This window comes from Pseudomonas sp. R4-15 (assembly GCF_055768815.1).
On record NZ_CM147293.1, the window covers coordinates 2,062,137 to 2,078,453 of the forward strand.

Genomic DNA, 16,317 nt, shown 5'->3' on the forward strand with positions numbered 1-16,317 from the left:
GCCATGGCCACCCCCCCTATGCCCTCGAGTGTGATCGACCTGTGCGACGACGTGGGCCACTTGCGTGAACGTGTAGACCTGCGTCTGGCGCAGTTGGTGCCGAGCGCGAGTGGCGATTTGCTGGGACAGGCCCTGGCCGAGGCGCTGCTCTCTCCCGGCAAGCGCGTGCGTCCCTTGATGCTGCTGATTGCCGGGCGCGAGCTGGGAGCCAGGGAAGGCCTGTTGCTGGATCTGGGCTGCGTGGTGGAAATGGTGCATGCCGCCTCGCTGGTACTGGACGACATGCCTTGCATGGACGACGCCAGTCTGCGTCGTGGGCGTCCCACGCTGCATGTGCGCTACGGCGAGGACGTCGCGATGCTGGTGGTGGTTGCGCTGCTCGGCGAAGCCTTTCGCCTGCTGGCTAGCCTGCAGGACCTGCCGCCGCTGTTGCGTACACGGATGATCACGCTGCTGGCCGAGGCGATGGGGCGCGATGGCCTGGTACGTGGCCAGTTCCAGGATCTGCGCGCGGAACCTGAAGGGCGCGCCCAGGACGAGGTCTCGGTGACCAATCACCTGAAGACCGGGGCGCTGTTCGCCTGCGCCCTGCAGATGGCCGCCGAGGCGGCCCATGCGGGGCACGAGGTGCATGAGGCGTTGGCCGAGTGCGCCCAGGAACTGGGTCAGGCCTTCCAATTGTGCGACGACCTGTCAGACGGTGATGCCGCCGAGGTGGGCGGCAAGGACAGTGGCCAGGATGCCGGCAAGGCAACGCTGGTGTCGCTGCTCGGGCGCGAGGCGGCGCGACATCGCCTGCGTGTGCACGTGCAGCGCAGCGAAGTCCTGCTGCGCCGCTGCTGTGGTGCGCAGAGCGCGTTGCCGGATTTCCTGCAGCGGCTGTTCGGACGCTATCTCTAGCGTCGGGTTCGAGCCACTGGCTCAGCCTTTCCAAACGTCGGGATTGACCAGATCGCGTGGGCGCTGGCCCTCGAGGGCGGCCACCAGGTTGTCCAGGGCGCGTTGCGCCATGCCCTGGCGGGTTTCGGCGGTGGCCGAGCCCGCGTGGGGTAGCGTGACCACATTGCGCATGCCGAACAGCGGCGATTCGCGCAGCGGCTCCTTGGCGTACACGTCCAGCCCGGCACCACGGATTTCCCCCTGCTGCAGCGCCTCTATCAATGCGGGCTCGTCGACCACGGCGCCGCGCGAGAGATTGATCAGGTAGGCGCTGGGTTTCATCAGGCGCAGTTCGCGGGCGCCGATCAGGTGGCGGGTAGCATCGCTCAGCGGAACCACCAGGCAGACGAAGTCGGCGGCGGCGAGCAACGCGTCGAGGGGCGTGAAGCGCGCGCCGAGTTCGGCTTCCAGCGCCGGCTTGGGGGTGTTGCCCGCGTACAGCACGCGCATGCCGAAACCCAGGGCGCCGCGTCGCGCAATGGCGGAGCCGATATTGCCGAGGCCGACGATGCCAAGGGTCTTGCCATGCACGTCGCTGCCGAACAGCTCGGGGCCGATAGTGCGCGCCCAGTTGCCGGCCTTGGTCCAGGCATCCAGTTCGGCGATGCGCCGGGCACTGGCGAGGATCAGCGAGAAGCCCAGGTCCGCGGTGCTCTCGGTGAGCACGTCGGGCGTATTGGTGAGCAGGATGCCGCGCTGGGTGAGGTAGTCCACGTCGTAGTTGTCGTAGCCCACCGAGACGCTGGCGACGACCTCGAGGTTGGCGGCGTCGGCCAGTTGCGCTTCCCCCAGCTTGCGACCGACGCCAACCAGCCCGTGGGCCCGGGGCAGGGCGGCGGCGAACTGGGCGTTGATGTCACCTTTGTCGGGGCTGGGCACGACGATTTCGTAGCGATCGGCCAATGGCGCGAGCAGCTCGGCAGGAATGCGGCTGAACGCCAGGATGGTTTTCTTCATCGATTCGGCTCGGCAGGACATGGGCTGGTCATCCTGCCGGCAGTCTCGCAGGCGGGCAAGATCAGTCGCGGGGCGGCTCAGGCAACAGGGGCGGGGTGGAATCGACGTAGGTCAGATAGTTGCGCCACAGGGTATGCGTGCGTTCGCGGGTCAGGCGCTGCTCGCAGCGCAGGACAATCGAGGTGCGGATGGTCCCACCGCGCCACTTGCTGTACTGGGCTCCGCACTCGGCGGATCGATAGGCTTCCCAGTGCGTCTGGGCGGTATCGATGGCGGCGAGCAACTGCGGATCCTCCTGGGCCTGTTCGCGGGCGCGTTGCAGGTAGCGCCGGTTTTCCGCCTCTATCCCTTCCAGTTGCTCGGCCAAGCAGTGGTTGATCTCGATCGTGGTAACGGCGTCCTCGCAGGATGGGGTTTCGCCAGCTTCGGCACCTACGGCGAGGCTGGCGAGCAGCATGACGAGCAGGCGCGGCATGGTGCGCTCCGTGGCAAGGGTGCCGGCCAGGACGGCCGGCACCGAGGGGTGAATCAATCGATGTTAACGCGATGCCCGCCGCTGTGGGGTTGCTCGGGAAGCTTGGGCAGCTCCACGCGCAGCACACCATTGCGATAGCTGGCGCTGGCGGCGTCGCCCTGTACCCGAGCCGGCAGCGGTACCACGCGGCGGAAGGCGCCGTAGGCTCGCTGCATCACACGCCACTGGCCGTCGGTGGTCTCGCGCTCGAAGCGTTTCTCGCCGCTGACGACCAGGGCGTCATCGAGCACCTCCAGGTGTAGGTCTTCCTTGTCCAGACCGGGCACTTCAAGGCGTACCACCAGGCGAGTGGCGTCTTCGAACAGGTCACCGCCAAGGATCGACCAGCGTGGTCGGGGCAGGCCGACATCGTCCACCTCGTGCGGCTCCGGCAGGTTGGTCTGATCGCCGGCCTTGAAGCGGGTGAGGGCGTTGGCGCTGGACTTCCACAACTGCCGCCAGCCTTCCGCCAGGTTGTCCCACCAGGATTCCATGTTCTCGCGAATCTGATCGAATTTCATCGTGGCATCTCCTCTTCGCAGTGCCTGTTTGGACAGGCTCCCACTGCCTTGGTGCCCTTTGCAAATGGGTGTTGTGCAGAGGCTTTCAAGGGCTCGGCGATCGATGGCGTCTAGTGCGCGGCGCCCCAGCACAACAGCAGCGCGAGAGCGGCCGGCAGGGCCTGGATGAAGAGAATGCGGCGGCTTGCGGTCGCTGCGCCGAAGACGCCGGCGACGAGCACGCAGGCGAGGAAGAACAGCTTCGCCGGCAACAGGTCGGCGAACAGGCCCCAGCCCAGGCCGGCGGCGAGGAAGCCGTTGTAGAGCCCCTGGTTGGCCGCCAGCACGCGGGTAGCGCGAGCCTGCTCGGCGGACATGCCGAAGGCGCGGCGGCCGATGGGTTTCTCCCAGAGGAACATCTCCAGTACCAGGATGTACAGGTGCAGAACGGCGATCAGCGCGATCAGCAGGTTGGCGATGAGGTTCATGGCTACTCCGTGTGCTGGCAAGGTGCGAGCATGGCAGTTGGTCGGCGCGTTGTCGCGGCTGATCGCGACAACCCGCAAGGCATCGCGGTCAGTCGCGCGCTGCCAGCCGCTGGCCGAGCCAGCGCGCCAGCACGGGGCCGATAGCGACTACCACCAGCAGCCTGGCGCTCTGCATGGCCATGACGAAGGGCACGTCGACCTGCGCGGAGGAGGCGGCGATGATCGCCACCGAATCGGCGCCGCCAGGGCTGGTGGCGAGGTAGGCGGTCAGCGGATCGACGTCGGCGAAGACCACCAGTCCCCAGGCGATGGCACCACACAGCAGCAGCAAGGCAACGATGGCGCCCAGCACTTGTGGCAGCGCACGCCAGGCCTCGCGCAGCACCTGGCGAGTGAAGCGCAGGCCGATGCTCCAGCCCAGCAAGGCATAGGCGGTGGCGAGCAAGGCTGGCGGCAGGGTGATCTGCAGCAGGCCGGCGTCCTGCAGCAGAATGCCGCCGATCATTGGCAGCAGCAGGGCGCCGGCGGGCAGGCGGCTGCGGGTGCCGAGCAGTACGCCGGCGGCGATCAGTGCAAGGGTCGGCAGCAGGCCAGAGAGCGGGCCGAAATTCAGCCAGTCCTGCGCCAGTGGCGAGGCCGCGTGACTATCGGGTAGCTGCCAGAGGTGGGCGACCAGTGTGGCGGCCAGTGCCACCATCAGTACGCGCAGGTACTGCATCAGCGCGACCAGGCGCATGTCGCCGCCGAAGGCCGCAGACATCAGCGCCATTGCCGAAGCGGCTCCGGGAAAGGTGCCCCAGAGCGCCGTGGTACCGGGCAATACGCGCCAGTATTGCAACAGCACGCCGAGGGCCACGGCGATGCCGATCACCGAGAGCACGCAACCGATGAAGAGCGGACCCTGCCCGAGTATCTGGGTCAGTGTCGCGGCAGGCATGCCATGGGCGATCATCGTGCCGACCACGCCTTGGGCGAACTGGAACGCGCGCGGCGGTATGCGCAGTTCGAGGCCGCCCTGGGCCAGGGCGATCGCCGTAATCATCGGCCCCAGCAACAGGGCGGCGGAAATCCGGCCTTCGGCGAAGGCGAGGGTCGCCAGCAGCGAAACGCCGATCAGCAGCGCCCAGTGTTGCCAGGAGGCCCGGCTAGCCAGCCCGTGCCTTGGCGGGGTGGGGGTGGCGTCGGACATCCTGGGTTCCTTGTGTCGTGGCGGTTACCCTGGGTGGGTCAGACCGGTTCCGCCCAGAGATCGTATTCGTCGGCATCGACGATGCGTACGCGAACCTTGTCGCCGGGCTGCAGCGTGGTGCTTTCGATGAATACGCTGCCGTCGATTTCCGGGGCATCGGCGGCGGAGCGGCCGACGGCGCCTTCGTGGTCGACTTCATCGATGATGACTTCGACTTCGCGACCGATCTTCGCTTGCAGGCGCGCGCTGCTGATGGCCTGCTGGTGTGCCATGAAGCGTTCCCAGCGCTCCTGCTTGATGTCGTCCGGCACCGGCTCCAGGCCCAGTTCATTGGCCGGCGCGCCGTCCACCGGCGAGTACTGGAAGCAGCCGACGCGATCCAGTTGCGCCTCGCTGAGCCAGTCGAGCAGGTACTGGAAGTCTTCTTCGGTCTCGCCCGGGAAGCCGACGATGAAGGTCGAGCGGATGGTCAGCTCGGGACACTGCTCGCGCCACTGCTTGATCCGCGCCAGGGTCTTGTCCTCGAAGGCCGGGCGTTTCATCGCCTTGAGCACCTTCGGGCTGGCGTGCTGGAAGGGGATGTCCAGGTAAGGCAGCAGCTTGCCGGCGGCCATCAGCGGGATGACGTCGTCGACGTTCGGGTAGGGGTAGACGTAGTGCAGGCGCACCCATACGCCCATGCTCGACAATGCCTCGCAGAGCTCCAGCAGCCGGGTCTTCACCGGGCGGCCGTCCCAGAAGTCGGTCTTGTACTTGAGGTCCACACCGTAGGCGCTGGTGTCCTGGGAGATCACCAGGAGCTCCTTGACACCGGCCTTGACCAGGCGCTGCGCCTCGGAGAGCACGTCGCCAACCGGACGGCTGACCAGCTTGCCGCGCATCGACGGGATGATGCAGAAGCTGCAGCTGTGGTTGCAGCCTTCGGAAATCTTCAGGTAGGCGTAGTGACGAGGGGTGAGCTTGATGCCCTGGGGGGGCACCAGGTCGACGAAGGGATCGTGGTCGAGCTTCGGCGGTACCACCTCGTGCACCGCGTTGACCACCTGCTCGTATTGCTGTGGACCGGTGACTGCGAGCACCGAGGGATGCACGTCACGGATGGCGTTCTCGGATACGCCCATGCAGCCGGTGACGATCACCTTGCCGTTCTCGGCGATGGCCTCGCCGATGGCATCGAGCGATTCGGCTTTGGCGCTGTCGATGAAGCCACAGGTGTTCACCACCACCACGTCGGCGTCCTGGTAGCTGGGCACTACCTGATAGCCCTCCAAGCGCAGCTGCGTCAGGATGCGTTCGGAGTCGACGGTTGCCTTGGGGCAGCCGAGGCTGACAAATCCGACTTTGGGTGTGGCGGTGGACATCGCGTAGCCTCGGTGGAAATAGGGCGCTGAACAAAAAGCGCGCAATTCTAGCGACCTGTCGAAGGCTTTGCCAGCGTCCGAGCGATCCGCTAGATCGCCAGTGGTTGCTCCGGGCGGGCGCCGAGGCGCTCGGTGGCGACCAGCTCTTCCTGGATCTCTGCCACCAGGCGCACGATGGCGGAGCTGGTTTGATAGCGATGTAGGTGCAGGCCCACCATCACCAGGCGGTTGGCGCCGCTCTCGGGGTCGATCAGGCGAATGTCGTCGCCGCCATAGTTCTGCTCGCAGATCACCCGATACTCCGGGAACGCATCGGCGAGCATCGCGCAGGCGTCACTCAGGCGCAGCAGCATGTGCGACCTCTGCGGAGCGGCGTGCAGGCGCTGGGCGCGTCATGGGCAGACGCTTGGCATGGGCAGAGGGTCAACGACGTTGCCCGGAGTGTTGGGTCACGCCGCCAGTTTCCAGCAGGTCACGCTCTTCGCGTAACTCGCGCAGCACGGTCTCGAGCTGGGCAGTGTTGAGAAATTGCTGCACAGGGACGCGCCGAGACGGAAACTGCAGTCCGTGCAAGGTAGGCGCGATGATCTCCACCTGATCTTCGTCCAGGCGTTCGGCGAGCAGGTCGGGGTTCTTCATGGCAAACCAGGCGAATTGCATGGACCATGCCTCGCGATCATCGGGTGGGTTTGGAGAGTTCCTGTCACACAGACTGGCCGCTACCTGGAACGTTCAATCGTGCAGACTGATGGCAGGCCAAATAGAAAAAAGCCCCGGCGCTTGCGCTGCCGGGGCTTCTCCTGATTTGGTTGCGGGAGCCGGATTTGAACCGACGACCTTCGGGTTATGAGCCCGACGAGCTACCAGACTGCTCCATCCCGCGTCTGATGGCGGCCATTCTACCGTCAAAGTTTCGGCTGTCAACCCCTCGGTCAGGAAAAAGTGGTTTTTCCTCAGTAAGTTAGTTCTGCTCGGGGTTATCATCGTCAGGAATGCGCCGGCAGACCGAGTGGCGCGGGGAGGGCAATTGACGGGGCAGACCCAGCCGCTACGCAAGATCATTCATGTCGATTGCGACTGTTTCTACGCGGCCATCGAGATGCGCGACGACCCGAGCCTGGCGAGTCGTCCGCTGGCGGTCGGTGGCTCGGCCGAGCGCCGTGGGGTGATCGCGACCTGCAACTACGAGGCGCGGGCCTACGGGGTGCGTTCGGCGATGTCTTCGCGGCATGCGATGAAGCTCTGTCCCGACCTGTTGATCGTGCGCCCGCGCTTCGAGGTCTACCGCCAGGCCTCGAGGGAAATCCACGGTATCTTCCGTGACTACACGGAATTGATCGAGCCGCTTTCGCTGGACGAGGCCTATCTCGACGTATCGCATTGCTCGCGCTTCGAGGGCAGCGCCACGCGTATCGCCCAGGACATTCGCCAGCGGGTCTGGAAAGACCTGCGCATCACCGTGTCGGCCGGGGTGGCGCCAAACAAGTTCCTGGCCAAGATCGCCAGCGACTGGCGCAAACCGGACGGTTTGTTCGTGATTCCGCCCCAGGCGGTGGACTCCTTCGTGCGTGAACTGCCCGTGGCGCGTCTGCATGGCGTGGGCAAGGTAACCGCCGCACACCTGTCGCGACTGGGTATCGAGACCTGCGAACAACTGCGCGACTGGAATCGGGTGTCGCTGCGGCGCGAGTTCGGCAGTTTCGGTGAGCGTCTTTGGAGCCTGGCGCGAGGGATCGACGAGCGTCCGGTGAAGATCGACAGCCGGCGGCAGTCGCTGAGCGTGGAAAACACCTTCGACCAGGACCTGCCCGACCTGCCTGCCTGCGAGGCCCAGCTCCCTGCGTTGCTGGAAGAGATGCAGGGGCGCCTGGCGCGCCTCGACGCCAGTTATCGCCCCGACAAGCCCTTCGTCAAGGTGAAGTTCCACGACTTCACCCAGACCACGCTGGAACAGGCTGGCGCCGCCCTCGATCTGAACAGCTACCGCGCCTTGCTGGGGCAGGCCTTCGCTCGCGGTGCGCGTCCGGTGCGACTGCTCGGCGTAGGGGTGCGGCTGCTCGACCTGCGTGCGCGGGGCGAGCAACTGGAGCTATTCGGCGAGGCTGACGCCTGACTGGGGCGGGAAGCCGGGGTGCTCCCGTTGGGCTAGGCGTTCCTCGATCTGCGCAACGTTCAGCGGGGGCGAGAACAGGTAGCCCTGGAAGCTGTCGCAGCCCAGCTCGTCGAGGTAGTGCAACTGCGCGTGGTGTTCGACGCCCTCCGCAACCAGGCGCAGGTCCATCTGCCGGCCCATGGCGATGATGCTCTTCACCAGGGTTTCCTGACGTGGGTTGCCGGGTACGTCGGCGAGGAACGCACGGTCGATCTTCAGCCGACTGATGGGCAGTTCGGTGAGGCGGCTGAGCGATGAGTAGCCGGTGCCGAAGTCATCGAGGGTGATCGGGAAGCCACGGGCGTAGAGCTGGGCGAAGTTGCAGCGGGTCTGCCGGGTTTCACCCAGCAGGCTGCTCTCGGTGATTTCCAGTTCCAATTCGCGGGGCTGCAGGCCGTTGCGGCTCAGGGCGGCCTCCAGGCGCAGCAGCAGGTCGGCCGACTGCATGTCCCGGGCCGAGAGGTTGATCGCCACTTGCGGCGTCTGCCCGAACCAGCTTTTCCAACGCCCCATGTGCTCGCAGGCCAGTTCCAGCACGCGCTGGTCGATCTCTACGATCAGTTCGGATTCTTCGGCCAGCGGGATGAACTGGTCCGGCGGGATCAGGTTCCCCTGTTCGTCACGCCAGCGCACCAGCGCTTCGAGGCTGTGCAGGTTGCCTTCGGCGTCCACCAGCGGCTGAAACAGCAGGAACAACTGGTCTAGCTCCAGCGCCCGGCGCAGGCGCAGCAGCAGGTCGGTGCGCTGATAGCTGCGGCGTGCGCGTTGTGCGTCATACACCGCCACGCTGCCGTCTCGGCTGTGGCGGGTCTGGGTCAGTGCCAGCTCGCAGTGGCGTATCAGGCTGAGTCCCTCGGCGGCATCGCGGGGGTAGAAGGCCAGGCCGAAGTTCAGTTGCGGACGATGTTCGATACCCGCTGTCAGGGTAAGCGCCTCGGGCAATGCCCCACGCAGGCGCTGTAATTGCTCGAAGGCGCTGGCTTCGTCGCCGATGGTTGGGCTGGCCAGGAGAAAGGTCGCCCCCTTGATGCGGGCCAGCAGGGCGTCTTTCGGGGCCGCCTGGCGTAGTTGCCGGGCCAGGCCGGCAAGCAGGGTGTTGCCTGCTTCGGTGCCGTGGGTGTCGTTGAGATAGCCGAGATCGTCGAGGTGGATGCCCATCGCGCCAATGGGGCGCTGCGGCGCTTCGTGTTGCCATTGCGCCAGGCGTGCGGCGGCGCCGGCGCGGTTGAGCAGGCCGGTGAGGGCATCCTGCAGTTGTGCCTGCTGAGCGTGATTGGTCTGTGCGCGCAGGTCGCTCTGCAACTGGCGCAGGTGCGTCACGTCGCGCAGGGTGACCAGTCTTTCGCCATGCGCGCTGGGCTCGCCGAAGCTGATTCTCAGCCAGCGAGGGGTGTGTACCCCTTTTCCGGCTAGCGTCCAGTCCTGCACCTGTTCGTAGGTCAGGAGCCTGGGCGGTTGGTTGCTGCTGCTGCGAAGATGATCGGCCAGTTTCCCGGGGGGCGCCTCGGCGATATCCAGGAGTTGGCGGGCCTTTTGGTTGATTTCGAGGATTTCGCCGTGGGGCGCGCAGATCAATGCCGGTCCAATGTTCTCGAACTGCTCCTGGTGCAGTCTCAGGCTGTGCTTGAGCTGGGCGTCCAGGGCGGCCTGGCGGTGCTTGGAACGGCTCAGGCCGTGCGTCATGCGGGCCACGGCGAGCGGCAGGCTGCAACTGAGAAAGACGTACAGCAGGGCGTTCACATAGAGGGGGCTGTTGGGCAGTTGCAGATGCAGTTGGGGCAGGCTGACCTGTTCGAGGCTCAGGGTCAGCCAGAACGGCAGGATGTTCACGAGGGCCGCCAGCAGTGCGGTAATCCAGCCGAAGAAGATCAGTGCCAGTAGCGGCGCGCAGTAGCTTATGACGGCGCCGACGCGCTGCAACCAGGGATCATCGGTGCCGAGCAGGATCACCAATCCCGCCGCGTAGAGCATCACAAGGAAGGCGGCGAAGGAGGTCTTGCGGCGATGCCCGCTGAGCCAGAGGATGCCGATCGAGGTTACGTAGAAGAGGCTTTCGACGCCGACGATCCGGTAGCGCTGGTGTCTCCAGGCGTCGAGGCCGCTTTGCAGCGTGACGGCCAGTAGCGCTATCAGGGTGCTGAGCAGCAGGATGCGCAGAACGCTGGTGCGCCAGCCTTCCGTATCGTCATCCCTGTTCGCTAATAGAAGGTAGCGCCGCAGCCTGTCCATACACGAGCCTTTCCTGCTCTATGAAATCCCGCGCGGGAAGATCGCACACTTCACTGGCGTTCGCCATAAAGATGGCGTCAAAATTCTACTCGGCTATGGGGATGAGTAGAAGCGCTTCCCTCTCGGGAGACAGCAGCTTGATCTCTTCGCCATCGCCCCGCTTCCAGCGCTGGATGCTGGAGAGAAGAGCGAGGAAGCGCTGCTCCTGTTCCTGCAGCAGGGGCGAGCAGAATCGTCGGGTACTGCCGGGGTGCTCGAAGGATAGATGATGGTGGTCGAGGTGGTAGCTGGCGAACCAGTGGTTGCAGCCGGTGCTGCCATAGGCGCGACCATCCTCGGCCAGGGTGATGCTGACCTGGGTTTCCTCCAGGCGCGGCCGTTCACCGAGCCACTGGACCTGGTAGGTGCGCTCCGTCTGCAGTTTGGCGTGGCTGGCGCAGCCGCTCAGCAGCGCCAGCGCGGCGAGAGGCAGGGCTTTCATGGTTGTTCCTTGCGACATTGCGGACAGGCGTCACCGGCCTCGCTGCGTAGCCAGCCGAGTTCGGCGATACGCTGCGTCGCAGCGGCTTCGCGAGCCGCGGCCCCCTGGCTGGCATCCACGGCGAACTGGAAGGCCTGCTGCTTGCCGCAACTGTCGCAGATCAGTTCGGCATCGAGGATCGACAGTTCGCCGAACACCGGACCACGGGTGACCGCCAGCCATTGCCCGGCGGGCTTGATCAGGTGGCGAACCTTCTCCACCTCCAATTCCATGTGCAGGTCGCGACTGCCACGCAGCGTCACCAGGAGGGTATCGCCCGCGCGAATCGAGCCGCCGTTGCCGGTGACCTGGTAGCGCCCCGGAGAAAGTGCCCGGCATTCGCTGAGGGTGTGTTGGGGGTTGAGAAGGGAGTAGCGGAAATCGTGTACGGCCATAGTCGTTCTTTAGGATGTTTCGCTGCTGGCGGTCGCCAGTTGCAGTCGTTCGATGGCCTGGTCGAGAACGACCAGGGCTGCCTCGGCACTCGGTTCGCCCTGCTTGAGCAGGGTTTCGCAGAGCTCGCAGGCGGTGCGTAGTTGAGGGACGCCACAGTAGCGGGTGGCACCATGCAGGCGATGCACCCGCTCCAGCAGCGCCTGGGCGTCGCCCGCTTCACGGGCCTGGCGCAGCGCCAGGCGATCCGCGGTGAGACCCGCGAGCAGCATGTCGAGCATTTCCCGCGCCAGTTCCGGGCGCCCGGCGGCAAGGACGAGACCCTCGTCGGGGTCCAGCACTGCCTGGCTGCGGGGAGCACGGGGCAGGGGCGGCTCGATGGGCGCTTCGCCGGAACTGGCGGACGTCCATTTGAGCACGATCTGCTCCAGCTGTCCCTCGCTGATGGGCTTGCCCAGATAGTCGTTCATCCCGCAGTGCAGCAGCTCGCGGCGCTCTCCAGCCAGGGCATGGGCGGTCACCGCCACGATCGGTACGGGGGCGCTGCCCTCGGCGACCTCGCGACGACGAATCGCCTCCGTGGTCTGGCGGCCGTCGAGGCCAGGCATCTGCACGTCCATGAGGATCAGGTCGAAGTGTTGCTCGGCGCTCGCCTGCAGGGCGGCGCTGCCGCTGTCTACCGCGACGACCCGCGCGCCCATGTCCTGCAGCAGCGTTTCGACCAGCCGCAGGTTGGCCGGGTTGTCGTCGACGCAGAGAACCCTTGGCAGCGGCTCGCGAAAGCGCAGGGGGGGATTGTTCGACGCCGTAGCCTGGGGGTTCTCCAGTGATTGCAGGGCGCGTTGCAGCTTGCGCAGGTGTGCCGGCTTGGCGAGCAGCGTCGTACTGCGCTCGGGGATGATTTCCAGATAGCGGGTCAGCTCGCTGGTGGGGCAGAAGAGCAGGCTCTGGCAACCCAGGGCATCGAGTTGCGCGAGCCATTCACGCAGCACCACGGGTGTCTCGGTCTGTGGCTGGACGCCGAGCACCGCGAGCGAGATGTCGCCGCCTGCCTGGCGTACCTGCTCGATGAGCTCTTGCGGGGTGGCGCAGACCTGGCAACTCAGGCCGCAGTCCTCCAGGCCGTGCAGCAATGCCTGGCGTGCCAGTTCGTGGCGTTCGAAGACCAGCGCACGGCGTCCGCCGAAGGGGGTGGAGAGTCGTTCCTCGGGCGTGGCATGGGCCTTGGGCAGGCGCAGCCCGATCCAGAACTCCGCGCCTTCTCCGGGCTCGCTCTGCACCCCGATCTCGCCGCCCATCTGCTCGATCAGGCGCTTGGAGATCGCCAGCCCCAGGCCGGTGCCGCCGACCTGCCGACTGATCGAGTTGTCGGCCTGGCTGAAGGCCTGGAACAGGCTGGTCTGCTCGGCTTCGCTCAAGCCGCCGCCGGTGTCCTGCACGCTGATGCGCAGTTGCGCGCGCTCGTCGCTCTCGTCCTCGACCATCACCCGTACGACGATGCTGCCCTCGGCGGTGAACTTGATGGCGTTGCCGATCAGGTTGGTGAAGACCTGACGCAGCCGTGCCGGGTCGCCGACCAGCGACAGCGGCGTGTCGCGATAGATCAGGCTGACCAGCTCCAGGCCTTTGCCGTGGGCGGTGGGTGCGAGCAGGGTGAGACTCTCCTCGACCACGTCGCGCAGGTTGAAGGGAATGCTGTCGAGCACCAGCTTGCCGGCCTCGATCTTCGAGAAATCAAGGATCTCGTTGATGATGTCGAGCAGGCTGCTGGCGGACTTCTCGATGGTTTCCAGGTAATCGCGCTGGCGCAGTGACAGGTCGCTCTTCTGCAACAGTTGGGTAAAGCCGAGGATGCCGTTGAGCGGCGTGCGGATCTCGTGGCTCATGTTGGCCAGGAATTCGGACTTGATGCGGCTCGCGGCCAGGGCCTCCTTGCGTGCAAGGTCCAGCTCGATGTTCTGGATCTCGATGGTCTCGAGGTTTTGCCTGACGTCCTCGGTAGCCTGGTCGATGCTGTGCTGCAGTTCTTCCTGGGCGCGTTGCAGGGCTTCGGCCATGCCGTTGATGCCCTTGGCCAGTTCGGTCAGCTCCTGGCTGCGAAAGTGTGGCAGGCGGGTCTGCAACTGCCCGTCACGCAGTTGCGCCACGCCTTCGCCGATGCGCCGCAGCGGCTGGCTGATGGTGCGCCCCAGGCGCGCCGCGAGCAGCGCGGTGATCAACAGGCCGCTGCCGATCAGCAGCAGGCTGGTGAATAGCCGACGGTAGCCGCGCAGCAGCGTCGGCTGGTGCGACAGCTCCAGCTCCACCCAGCCCAGCAGACGAGCATCGCCGGTGTCGACCCGTTCAGTGCCACCGACTACCGGCAGCAGCAGGTGGGTGGTATCTGCCGAGCTGCTCAGTGCCAAGCCGGTTTCCAACGGCTCCGGGCCGGGCCCGAGCATGCGCGGGCCGGCGTGCGCCAGCGGCTCACGGGCTGCGTTGAGGAAGCTCACCGAGCGCACGTCCTCCTTGTCCAGGGTGCTCTCGGCGATGCGTCGTAGACGCGCGGCATCATTTTCCCCGAGCGGCGGCGCGACCAGCGGGGCCAGCTGTTCGGCGATCATCTGCCCGCGCTGCAGCAACTGCGCCTGCAGATCGGCCAGCTGCGTCCAGATGAAGTAGCCGCCGAGCACCAGGGCCAGCAGGCTGGTGGGCAGCAAGGTGAGCAGCAGCACGCGGCCCTTGATTCCGAGGTCCTGAAACACCGTTCGCTCTGAGTCCCGCCATGAATGCCGCCAGTGTAGAGGTTGGGCCCGACGCTTTCACCTGGAGATGAGCGCAGTGGAAGAGACTGGACAGCGATGTCGGCTTCGAGAAAGAATTATTCGCATTTGTATTGGGAAGGGAATCATGCAGCCATACGACGATCGCCAGATCCTTGCCATCGAGGACGATCCGCTGCTGGGCGCACACCTCAAGGAAGCGCTGACGCAACACGGCTATCAGGTAACGCTCGCCAGCACCGGCCGCCGAGGGCTGGAGCTGGCCGCGGACCCGACCTTCGCTCTGGTGCTGCTGGACATTCTCCTGCCCGAGATCGATGGGCTGGAACTGCTCGCGCGGTTGCGTCGTCAGCGGCACGTGCCGGTGATCCTGATGTCGGCGTTGGGCAGCGAGCAGGATCGCATCAGCGGTTTCTCCAGCGGGGCGGACGACTACCTGCCCAAGCCTTTCAGCATCGGTGAATTACGCGTACGTATCGAGGCGATCCTGCGCCGGGTGGCCTACGAGCGCGGCCAGGCGCCGAGTCGGGCGCAGTGCGAGCTGGTATTCGACGAGATGCGCGCCGATGTGGCGCTCGCCGGGGCCTGGGCCGGTTTGACCGCCACCGAGTTCCGTCTCCTGGAAACCCTCAACCGACACGCCGGCGAAGTGCTGAGCAAGCCGTTCCTCTATCAGCAGGTGTTGCGCCGTGGCTACTCGCAACATGACCGCAGCCTCGACATGCATGTGAGCAACGTGCGCCGCAAACTGGCTGCCCTGGATTACCACGGCATGCGCATCGAAGCGGTCTGGGGCAAGGGCTATCTGCTCAGCCTGCAGGAGGCCTGATGCCGGGTCGTTACTCGCTGTTCTGGCGCTTGGCCGGGCTGCTCGCGTTGTTCGGCCTGTTATTGGTCAGCCTGCATGTGGACGTCGCCAGTCGGGTGACGCAGTGGTTCAACTACCTCCCGCAAACGACCCAACAACAACTGCGTGACTACGCGGGCCAGGCCCAGCAGGCCTGGGACACTGAGGGCGCAGTGGGGGTCGAGCGCTTCCTCCGGCAATTGCGCGAGCGGCATGACATCTGGGCCGTCGTGGTGCTCGACGATGGCGCGACCCCGCTTTCCACGCAGCCGCTGAGCGAGGCCGAGCGCGACAGGCTGGACTTCGTGCGACAGCTCGATGGCTGGCTCGGTCGTCCCGGTGGCACGCCGACCTTCACCGTGCCTTGGCCGAATGGCGAGGCGCGGCTGGTGCTCGAGTTGCCCCAGGCCCTGGATCCGCGGCGCTACAAGGTCTGGCTCGATCCGCTGTTGCAACGGGTGCTGCCCGCTACGCTCGCGTTGCTGCTGGGCCTGCTGCTCTACCGCGGCTTCATCGCCCCGCTGGCCGAATTGCGGCGCCAGGCCCTGGCTCTGAGCGGTGGCGACCTCTCGGCACGTGTGATTCCCGCCATCGCCCGGCGGCGCGACGAACTGGGCGAGGTCGCGCAGGCGTTCAACCTCATGGCCGAGCGCTTGCAGGGCATGCTCGATATGCAGCGCGAGCTGTTGCGCGGGATGTCCCACGAGTTGCGCACGCCCCTGAGTCGTCTGCGCGTGGCTGGCGACCGAGCGCTGCCGGTGGAGGCACTGCGCCAGCGTCTGGAGCGCGAGGTGGACGTGATGGAGCGCCTGGTGGCGGACACCATGGACCTGGTATGGATGGACGCCGAGCGCCCTCGGTTGCCTGCTGAGGCGATTCAGCTGGCGCAGCTGTGGCAGCTCTTACGCGAGGACGCGGCGTTCGAGTGCGGCTGGACGCCCGAGCGCATGCCGTGCGAGCTGCCCGAGGACTGCCGCGTGCACGGGCATCTCAATGGTATGGCACAGATGCTGGAGAACCTGCTGCGCAATGCCATTCGCCACTCTCCAGCGGACGGCGTGGTGCGCCTTGGGGGGCGCCGGGAGGGGCGCGACTGGTTGCTCTGGGTGGAGGATCAGGGGCCGGGCGTCGATGACGAAGATCTGCAACGGATCTTCGAGCCCTTCGTCCGCCTGGATGCGGCACGTCCGGACACCGGGGGCTTCGGTCTGGGATTGTCCCTGGCGAAGAACATCGTGGCGCTCAACGGAGGGCGTATCTGGGCGGAGAACCGCGAGCCAGGGCTTCGCGTGAGTTTTTGCCTGGCAGGTGTATAGATTGTAAACGAGCTTTACTCTCAAATGACAATGAATAGCATTTAACGAGTCATCGGTCCTCGCCGGTGTCACTCGAAGAGCCCCCTCATGCGTCGAGCCAGATCGCCTCCGAGTGACCTGGATGGGGGCGCTCATGCCAGGACTTTCATC

Annotated in this window: 16 protein-coding genes and 1 tRNA gene; 4 read left to right on the top strand and 13 right to left on the bottom strand. The window is 65.9% G+C overall.

The genetic code is table 11. The features are described 5' to 3' along the window. Positions 1-3: 3 nt before the first annotated feature. On the top strand, positions 4-900 hold the full coding sequence (locus ACYRGX_RS09855; protein WP_473056382.1) for a polyprenyl synthetase family protein: 897 nt from the start codon (positions 4-6) through the stop codon (positions 898-900). Between the two features lie 21 nt (positions 901-921). Here the strand turns inward: ACYRGX_RS09855 and ACYRGX_RS09860 are convergent, their stop codons facing one another. The 9 genes from ACYRGX_RS09860 to ACYRGX_RS09900 form a co-directional block, all read right to left on the bottom strand. Beyond that, complete coding sequence (locus tag ACYRGX_RS09860; RefSeq protein WP_473056666.1) at positions 922-1,896, bottom strand: 2-hydroxyacid dehydrogenase; 975 nt, start codon at positions 1,894-1,896, stop codon at positions 922-924. A 61-nt stretch (positions 1,897-1,957) separates the two neighbouring features. After that, on the bottom strand, positions 1,958-2,371 hold the full coding sequence (locus ACYRGX_RS09865) for a lysozyme inhibitor LprI family protein (protein ID WP_473056383.1): 414 nt from the start codon (positions 2,369-2,371) through the stop codon (positions 1,958-1,960). Between the two features lie 53 nt (positions 2,372-2,424). Beyond that, positions 2,425-2,931, bottom strand: coding sequence for an Hsp20/alpha crystallin family protein (locus ACYRGX_RS09870; protein ID WP_473056384.1), 507 nt, complete (start codon positions 2,929-2,931; stop codon positions 2,425-2,427). Between the two features lie 110 nt (positions 2,932-3,041). Continuing rightward, positions 3,042-3,398, bottom strand: a complete 357-nt coding sequence (locus tag ACYRGX_RS09875) for a DUF1304 domain-containing protein (RefSeq protein ID WP_473056385.1) — start codon at positions 3,396-3,398, stop codon at positions 3,042-3,044. 88 nt (positions 3,399-3,486) lie between these two features. Beyond that, positions 3,487-4,587, bottom strand: coding sequence for an AbrB family transcriptional regulator (locus ACYRGX_RS09880; RefSeq protein ID WP_473056386.1), 1,101 nt, complete (start codon positions 4,585-4,587; stop codon positions 3,487-3,489). 38 nt (positions 4,588-4,625) lie between these two features. Next, complete coding sequence (gene rimO, locus ACYRGX_RS09885) at positions 4,626-5,948, bottom strand: 30S ribosomal protein S12 methylthiotransferase RimO (RefSeq protein ID WP_473056387.1); 1,323 nt, start codon at positions 5,946-5,948, stop codon at positions 4,626-4,628. 89 nt (positions 5,949-6,037) lie between these two features. Continuing rightward, complete coding sequence (locus ACYRGX_RS09890) at positions 6,038-6,301, bottom strand: hypothetical protein (RefSeq protein ID WP_473056388.1); 264 nt, start codon at positions 6,299-6,301, stop codon at positions 6,038-6,040. Positions 6,302-6,371: 70 nt separating this feature from the next. After that, positions 6,372-6,608, bottom strand: coding sequence for a hypothetical protein (locus ACYRGX_RS09895; protein WP_473056389.1), 237 nt, complete (start codon positions 6,606-6,608; stop codon positions 6,372-6,374). A 146-nt stretch (positions 6,609-6,754) separates the two neighbouring features. Continuing rightward, positions 6,755-6,831, bottom strand: a tRNA-Met gene (locus tag ACYRGX_RS09900). A gap of 144 nt (positions 6,832-6,975) precedes the next feature. On the opposite strand from ACYRGX_RS09900, the gene dinB reads away from it, so the two are divergent. Next, positions 6,976-8,061 (top strand): DNA polymerase IV, encoded by a 1,086-nt coding sequence (dinB, locus tag ACYRGX_RS09905; protein ID WP_473056390.1) that lies wholly within the window; start codon positions 6,976-6,978, stop codon positions 8,059-8,061. Here dinB and ACYRGX_RS09910 read toward each other — a convergent pair. The 4 genes from ACYRGX_RS09910 to ACYRGX_RS09925 form a co-directional block, all read right to left on the bottom strand. Beyond that, the gene (locus tag ACYRGX_RS09910) at positions 8,038-10,329 is read right to left on the bottom strand and encodes a putative bifunctional diguanylate cyclase/phosphodiesterase (RefSeq protein WP_473056391.1); all 2,292 of its coding nucleotides are present in this window, start codon (positions 10,327-10,329) and stop codon (positions 8,038-8,040) included. The two genes, dinB and ACYRGX_RS09910, sit on opposite strands and share 24 nt — an antisense overlap. A gap of 85 nt (positions 10,330-10,414) precedes the next feature. Then, complete coding sequence (locus ACYRGX_RS09915) at positions 10,415-10,810, bottom strand: META domain-containing protein (protein ID WP_473056392.1); 396 nt, start codon at positions 10,808-10,810, stop codon at positions 10,415-10,417. Continuing rightward, positions 10,807-11,244 carry a hypothetical protein gene (locus ACYRGX_RS09920; RefSeq protein ID WP_473056393.1) on the bottom strand — a complete coding sequence of 146 codons (438 nt, stop codon included), beginning with the start codon at positions 11,242-11,244 and terminating at the stop codon, positions 10,807-10,809. The genes ACYRGX_RS09915 and ACYRGX_RS09920 overlap by 4 nt, the downstream gene beginning before the upstream one ends. A 9-nt stretch (positions 11,245-11,253) precedes the next feature. Continuing rightward, positions 11,254-13,986, bottom strand: coding sequence for an ATP-binding protein (locus tag ACYRGX_RS09925; RefSeq protein ID WP_473056394.1), 2,733 nt, complete (start codon positions 13,984-13,986; stop codon positions 11,254-11,256). Positions 13,987-14,131: 145 nt separating this feature from the next. Here ACYRGX_RS09925 and ACYRGX_RS09930 point away from each other — a divergent pair, with 145 nt between their 5' ends. Together ACYRGX_RS09930 and ACYRGX_RS09935 are read left to right on the top strand one after the other, a co-directional pair. After that, positions 14,132-14,833, top strand: coding sequence for a response regulator transcription factor (locus ACYRGX_RS09930; RefSeq protein ID WP_473056395.1), 702 nt, complete (start codon positions 14,132-14,134; stop codon positions 14,831-14,833). Continuing rightward, complete coding sequence (locus ACYRGX_RS09935) at positions 14,833-16,167, top strand: histidine kinase sensor domain-containing protein (protein ID WP_473056396.1); 1,335 nt, start codon at positions 14,833-14,835, stop codon at positions 16,165-16,167. The genes ACYRGX_RS09930 and ACYRGX_RS09935 overlap by 1 nt, the downstream gene beginning before the upstream one ends. The last annotated feature ends 150 nt before the right edge of the window (positions 16,168-16,317 follow it).